Raw genomic sequence first — 6,793 nt, forward strand, 5'->3', positions numbered from 1 at the left:
GAAGAAATGAGCACCGACGCCACCGAGATCTGGAGCGAGGAGGAGGTTGCCAACAGCGGCGCCACCCAGTCCAGCATCGCCAATTACACGATCAATTTCGGGCCTCAGCACCCGGCCGCGCACGGCGTGCTCCGGCTCGTGCTCGAACTGGATGGTGAGATCGTCGAGCGTGTCGACCCGCACGTGGGGCTCCTCCACCGCGGCACCGAGAAGTTCTGCGAATACAAGACCTACATTCAGTCGATCCCGTACATGGACCGGCTCGATTACGTCTCGCCGATGTGCATGGAGCACAGCTATGTGCTGGCGATCGAGAAGCTGCTCGATCTGGAAGTGCCGCTCCGGGCGCAGTATCTCCGCGTCTTCTTCGCCGAGCTGACCCGTATCTCGAACCACCTGCTGAACATCGGCAGCCACATCATGGATGTGGGCGCGATGACTCCGAACCTGTGGCTGTTCGAGCCGCGCGAAGACATTATGAACTTCTACGAGCGCGTCTCCGGCGCCCGAATGCACGCCAATTATTTCCGTCCGGGCGGCGTTCACCAGGACGTGCCCGCGGGGCTGCTCGAAGAGATTGTTGACTGGCTCGACACCAAGCTCCACCGCCTGTTCGAGGACGCGCTGAGCCTCGTCGTCGACAACCGCATCTTCAAGCAGCGCAACGTCGATATCGGCACCGTCTCCAAGGAAGACGCGCTCGCCTGGGGCTTCTCCGGGCCGATGATCCGCGCGTCCGGCATTCCCTGGGATATCCGCAAGTCGCAGCCCTACGACGTTTACGACCGCGTGCAGTTCGACGTTCCGGTCGGCACCAAAGGCGATTGCTACGACCGCATGATGGTGCGGGTCGAGGAAGTGCGGCAATCCGCGCGGATCATGAAGCAGTGCCTGGAGCAGATCCCGGAAGGGCCGATCGCCTCGCTCGATCGCAAGGTGGTGCCGCCGAAGCGGGCCGAGATGAAGCAGTCGATGGAAGCGCTCATCCACCACTTCAAGCTCTACACCGAGGGCTTCCACGTGCCGGCGGGCGAAGTCTATGTCGCCACCGAGAGCCCCAAGGGAGAGTTCGGCATCTATCTCGTCTCCGACGGCACCAATAAGCCCTATCGCGTCAAAATCCGGCCCACCGGCTTCTCGCATCTCCAAGCGATGGACTTCATGACCAAGGGCCACATGCTCGCAGACGCCACCGCCATTCTCGGTGCAATGGACATCGTGTTCGGGGAGGTGGACCGCTGATGGCCGACATCCTCCCCAACTCGATCCCCGATATCGACGAGCTTCGCGCCCGCTGGGGCAGCTTCGCCTTCACGGCTGAGAACGAGGCCAAGGCGAAGACGATCATCGGCCGCTACCCGCCGGGAAGGCAGCAGAGCGCGATCATTCCCTTGCTCGACATGGCGCAGCGCCAGGTGGGGGCGGAGACGGACACACAGGGATGGCTGCCGGTGCCGGTGATCGAATATGTCGGCGCCTATCTCGGTATGCCCTACATGCGGGCGCTCGAGGTCGCGACCTTCTACACGATGTTCAACCTGCGCCCCGTCGGCCGTTACCACGTGCAGGTGTGCGGCACGACGCCGTGCATGCTTCGCGGCTCGGACGACGTGCTCGCCGCCTGCTATGCCAAGGGCATGAAGAAGGGCGGGACGACGCCGGACGGGCTGTTCACGCTCACCGAGGTCGAATGCCTCGGCGCCTGCGCAAACGCGCCGATGGTCCAGATCAACGACGACAATTACGAGGACCTGACATTCGAGAGCACCACCCGCGTGCTCGAAGCGCTCGCCCGTGGCGAGGTGCCGAAGCCGGGTCCGCAGGTTGCGCGCCAGACCAGTGCTCCCGAGGGTGGTCCGACCACACTCACCAAGATGACCGAGCGCAACTACGATTATCGGGGGCAGTGGCAGTGACGATCACCTCGCTCACCGACAAGGACCGCATCTTCACCAACCTCTACGGCTACCAGGATTGGGGCCTGAAGGGGGCGCAGGCGCGCGGCGACTGGGACGAGACGGCGCGGCTGATGGGCATCGGCCAGGATGCGATCATCGACATCGTCAAGGAATCCGGCCTTCGCGGCCGCGGCGGCGCGGGCTTTCCGACCGGCATGAAATGGGGCTTCATGCCCAAGGAGCCGAAGGAGGGGAAACCCAACTTCCTCGTCATCAACGCCGACGAATCCGAGCCGGGATCCTGCAAGGACCGCGAGATCATCCGCCACGATCCGCACAAATTGATCGAGGGCGCGCTCATCGCCGGCTTCGCGATGCGTGCGCGGGCCTGCTACATCTACATTCGCGGCGAATTCATCCGCGAGGCTGAGACGCTGTTCGCGGCCGTGCAGGAGGCCTATGATGCGGGGCTTCTCGGCAAGAACGCGGCCAAATCCGGCTTCGATTTCGACGTCTTCGTCCACCGCGGCGCCGGCGCTTACATCTGCGGCGAGGAGACGGCGCTTCTCAACAGCCTCGAGGGCAAGAAGGGCTTCCCGCGCCTGAAGCCTCCGTTCCCGGCCGGCGCCGGCCTTTACGGCTGCCCGACGACGGTCAACAATGTGGAATCGATCGCGGTCGTCCCAACGATCCTCCGCCGCGGCGCGGCCTGGTTCAAGGGCTTCGGCCGCGAGAAGAACGAGGGCACCAAGCTCTTCCAGCTCTCCGGCCATATCAACAAGCCATGCGTCGTCGAAGAGGCGATGTCGATCCCGTTCCGCGAGCTGATCGACAAGCATGGCGGCGGCATCCGCGGCGGCTGGGACAATCTGCTGGCCGTCATCCCCGGCGGCTCCTCGGTTCCGCTCGTGCCCGCGGCGCAGATCATGGACGCGCCGATGGATTTCGACGGCCTCCGCGATCTCGGCTCCGGCCTCGGCACGGCGGCGGTGATCGTGATGGACAAGTCCACCGACATCGTCCGGGCGATCAGCCGCATCTCATACTTCTACAAGCATGAGAGCTGCGGCCAGTGCACGCCCTGCCGTGAAGGCACGGGCTGGATGTGGCGCGTGATGGAGCGCCTCCGCGAAGGCAATGCCGACATCCACGAGATCGACATGCTCTGGGACGTTACCAAGCAGGTCGAAGGCCACACCATCTGCGCGCTCGGCGACGCCGCTGCCTGGCCGATCCAGGGCCTCATCCGCCACTTCCGGCCGGAGCTGGAGCGCCGCATCGTCGAGAAGCAGGGACAGGCGCTGGAGGCGGCGGAGTGAAGGCCCGCATCCTCCTCGTTCTCGCAGGGTGTATCGCGGCGCTTCCCGCCTTTGCCGCGCCTGGGCCCGGATCAAGCCCTGCCCGCGCGCCGACGCCGGAAGAGCTTCGAATGTTGCACGAGCTATCCCGCTGCATGGTCAAGGACCATGGTAAGAAGGTGGAACGGCTCCTCGCCATGGACTATCGAAGCGCGGCCTACGCGCCTGCGCTGCGTAGCCTTGCGCGGGACGGTGGCCGGTGCTTCCCCTATTTCGGGGCTTTGCGGATGTCCTCCGTGCTTCTTGCGGGGGGACTGGCCGAGGCAAGTCTCCCGGCGGCGCTGAACGGCTCCCCGCTCGCGCAGCGGGTCGCCTACGATCCCTCGAAACCCGCAGTCAAACCGCACGACGAGGGCGAGTATCTCGGCTTGTGCGCCGTACGTACAATGCCGGACGAGGTCGCGGCGCTCCTCGCCGCCGCCGCCGGTAGCGCCGAGGAAGCGACTGCAGCGGGTGTGATCGCACCGAAGCTTGCGCCTTGCGTTCAGGCTGGTGCCTCGGCTCGGATCAATCGACCGGGGCTGAGGGCACTGTTCGCGCTTGCCGCCTATCGGCTGGTGACCGGACGCGGTCTCCAGCCTGCTGCCCAACCGGGAATTCAGTAGGTTATGCCCAAGGTCAAAGTCGACGGCGTCGAGATCGAGGTTCCGCAGGGGGCGACCGTGCTCCAGGCGTGCGAGCTTGCGGGCAAGGAGATCCCGCGCTTCTGCTATCACGAGCGGCTGACGATCGCCGGCAATTGCCGCATGTGCCTCGTCGAGGTGAAGCCGGGGCCGCCCAAGCCGCAGGCGTCCTGCGCTCTGCCGGCGGCGGAGAACCAGGAGATCATCACCAACTCGGCGACCGTCAAGAAGGCGCGGGAAGGGGTGATGGAGTTCCTCCTCATCAACCACCCGCTCGATTGCCCCATTTGCGACCAAGGCGGCGAATGCGATCTCCAGGATCAGGCCATGGCCTATGGGCGCGGCCACAACCGCTTCGAGGAGAATAAGCGGGCCGTCACCGACAAGTATATGGGTCCGGTTGTGAAGACGATCATGACGCGGTGCATCCATTGCACGCGCTGCGTCCGCTTCGCCGAGGAAGTCGCCGGGGTGGAGGAGATCGGAGCGATCAACCGCGGCGAGAATATGGAGATCACCTCGTACCTTGAGGGCGCGGTGACTTCGGAGCTGTCAGGCAACGTCGTTGATCTCTGCCCGGTCGGAGCTTTGGTCTCGAAGCCCTACAGCTTCGAGGCGCGTCCGTGGGAGCTTCGCAAGATCCCCGGCATCGACGTGATGGACGCGGTCGGCTCCAACATCCGCATCGATGCGCGCCAGCGCGAGGTGATGCGGGCGCTTCCGCGCATCAACGAAGACGTCAACGAGGAGTGGATCAGCGACAAGACGCGCCACGCCGTGGACGGCCTTCTCCGCCGCCGCCTCGACCGGCCTTGGGTGCGGCGCGAAGGCAAGCTGCAGCCCGCGAGCTGGGAAGAAGCATTCGCGGCGATCGCCGAGGTGGCAAGGGGCGCCGGCAGCAGCGTCGCGGCTGTCGCGGGCGATCTGCTCGACGTCGAGACCATGTACGCAGCCAAGAAGCTGCTGCAGTCGATGGGTTCCACTTTGCTGGAAGGCCGCCAGACCGGCCTAAGCTATGACGCCTCGAACCTTGGCGCGGTGAACTTCAACTCCACCATCGCCGGCATCGAGACGGCGGATGCGATCCTGCTGGTCGGCTCCAACCCACGCTGGGAGGCGCCGCTCGTCAATACCCGCATCCGCAAGGCCGTGAAGGCGGGCGCGCGGGTGTTCGCGATCGGGCCGGAGATCGATCTCACCTATCCGGTGCAGTGGATCGGCGACGATCTGTCGGTGCTTGGGGGCCTGCCTGCTGCCGTTGCCGATGCCCTCACCGGCGCCGCACGTCCCGCAGTGGTCGTCGGCGCGGGCGCTCTGAAGGTGCCGGGAGCGCAGGCGGCGAGCCTCGCGCTGGTGGGCCGGTTCAACCTCGTTCGTGACGGCTGGAACGGCTACAACGTGCTCCATACGTCGGCGTCCCGCATGGGCGGGTTGATGCTCGGCTACGCACAGCCGCGGGGGATGGCGGCGCTGGTCGAGGCAGCGTCCAAGCTTGTGTTCCTTCTGGGCGCGGATGAGGGCGATTTCTCGGGGCTCGGCGGCAGCTTCAAGGTCTATGTCGGCCACCATGGCGACAAGGGCGCCTCCATCGCCGACGTGATCCTGCCGGGCGCCGCTTACACCGAGAAGCACGGAACCTACGTCAATCTCGAGGGCCGCGTGCAGCTTTCGGAGAAGGCGGTGGATGCGCCGGGCGATGCACGCGAGGATTGGTCGATCTTGCGGGCGCTGTCCGAAGCGCTCGGGCGGCCGCTGCCGTTCGACAGCTTCGGCGAGCTCCGCCGCCAGCTTCGCGAAGACCATCCGGAATTCGGCCGGACGGGACTCATCGCCTATGAATGGGCGCCTCCGGCGCTTGACGCGAGCGAGCTCAAGAGCGGTTCGGCCGTCGTCTACCCGATCCAGGATTTCTACCTGACCAATCCGATCGCCCGCTCCTCGCCCACGCTGCAGCGCTGCTCCGAGGAGATCCTCCACGGCGCCACTTTCCAGGAAGCGGCCGAATGACTGAGTTCCTTCAATCCTATCTCGGCTATGGCGCCGGCTGGTTCCTGGCGACGCTGGTGCTCATCCTGATGATCGCCTTCCCGCTGATGCTTGCGGTGGCGATGATCATCTATGCGGATCGCAAGATCTGGGCGGCGATGGCGCTTCGGCGCGGGCCGAACGTGGTGGGGCCGTTCGGCCTGCTGCAAAGCTTCGCGGACGGGCTCAAGGTCTTCCTCAAGGAGACCATCGTCCCCTCGGCGGCGAACAGGGGCCTTTTCCTGCTTGCGCCGATCCTCACCTTCACGCTGGCGCTGATCGGCTGGGCAGTGATCCCGTTCGGGCCGGACATGGTGCTCGCCAACATCAATGTCGGCCTGCTCTACCTCCTCGCCGTCTCGTCGCTCAGCGTCTACGGAGTGGTGATCGCCGGCTGGTCGTCCAACTCCAAATATCCCTTCTATTCGGCGCTTCGGGCAGCCGCGCAGATGGTGAGCTACGAGGTCTCGATCGGCTTCGTGCTGATCGGCGTCATCCTCTGGGCCGGTTCGTTCAACCTCACCGCGATCATCGAGGCGCAGCGTAGCCACGTCTGGATCATCAACGGGTTCGGCTTCAATCCCTTGCTGTTCCCGATGAGCATCATCTTCTTCATCTCGGCGCTCGCCGAGACGGCGCGTGCCCCGTTCGATCTCACCGAAGCGGAATCGGAGCTCGTTGCGGGCTTCCAGACCGAATATTCCTCCATGAGCTTCGCGCTCTTCTGGCTCGGCGAATACGGCAACGTGCTCCTGATGTGCGGTTTGAACGCCGTGCTCTTCTGGGGCGGTTGGCTGCCGCCGATCGACTGGGCGCCGCTCTATGCCATCCCGGGCATCCTCTGGTTCTTCCTGAAGATCATGATCTTCTTCTTCATCTTCAGCTGGGT

The 6,793-nt window shown here is 65.0% G+C and carries 6 protein-coding genes; all 6 read left to right on the forward strand.

Annotation, left to right across the window (positions count from 1 at the left end):
* Window positions 1–6 precede the first annotated feature (6 nt).
* On the forward strand, window positions 7–1,242 hold the full coding sequence (locus VF662_RS05900) for an NADH-quinone oxidoreductase subunit D (protein WP_464138866.1): 1,236 nt from the start codon (window positions 7–9) through the stop codon (window positions 1,240–1,242).
* Entirely contained in the window at window positions 1,242–1,916 is a 675-nt protein-coding gene (gene nuoE / locus VF662_RS05905; protein ID WP_464138867.1) for an NADH-quinone oxidoreductase subunit NuoE, read from the forward strand. Before VF662_RS05900 ends, nuoE begins: the two co-directional genes overlap by 1 nt.
* Window positions 1,913–3,217 (forward strand): NADH-quinone oxidoreductase subunit NuoF, encoded by a 1,305-nt coding sequence (gene nuoF / locus VF662_RS05910; RefSeq protein ID WP_464138868.1) that lies wholly within the window; start codon window positions 1,913–1,915, stop codon window positions 3,215–3,217. Before nuoE ends, nuoF begins: the two co-directional genes overlap by 4 nt.
* A 110-nt stretch (window positions 3,218–3,327) precedes the next feature.
* The gene (locus tag VF662_RS05915) at window positions 3,328–3,861 is read left to right on the forward strand and encodes a hypothetical protein (RefSeq protein WP_464138869.1); all 534 of its coding nucleotides are present in this window, start codon (window positions 3,328–3,330) and stop codon (window positions 3,859–3,861) included.
* Between the two features lie 3 nt (window positions 3,862–3,864).
* Complete coding sequence (gene nuoG / locus VF662_RS05920; protein WP_464138870.1) at window positions 3,865–5,886, forward strand: NADH-quinone oxidoreductase subunit NuoG; 2,022 nt, start codon at window positions 3,865–3,867, stop codon at window positions 5,884–5,886.
* Window positions 5,883–6,793 (forward strand): complex I subunit 1/NuoH family protein (locus VF662_RS05925; RefSeq protein ID WP_464138871.1); only part of this gene is annotated, 911 nt, incomplete at its 3' end. The genes nuoG and VF662_RS05925, both read left to right, overlap by 4 nt.

The sequence above is a fragment of the Allosphingosinicella sp. genome (assembly GCF_036387215.1).
GTDB lineage: Bacteria > Pseudomonadota > Alphaproteobacteria > Sphingomonadales > Sphingomonadaceae > Allosphingosinicella.

Bases quoted from the DNA above. Each gene is read 5' to 3' on its own strand.
- VF662_RS05900 (WP_464138866.1), top strand. From the start codon at position 7: ATGAGCACCGACGCCACCGAGATCTGGAGCGAGGAGGAGGTTGCCAAC.
- nuoE (WP_464138867.1), top strand. From the start codon at position 1,242: ATGGCCGACATCCTCCCCAACTCGATCCCCGATATCGACGAGCTTCGC.
- VF662_RS05915 (WP_464138869.1), top strand. From the start codon at position 3,328: ATGTTGCACGAGCTATCCCGCTGCATGGTCAAGGACCATGGTAAGAAG.
- nuoG (WP_464138870.1), top strand. From the start codon at position 3,865: ATGCCCAAGGTCAAAGTCGACGGCGTCGAGATCGAGGTTCCGCAGGGG.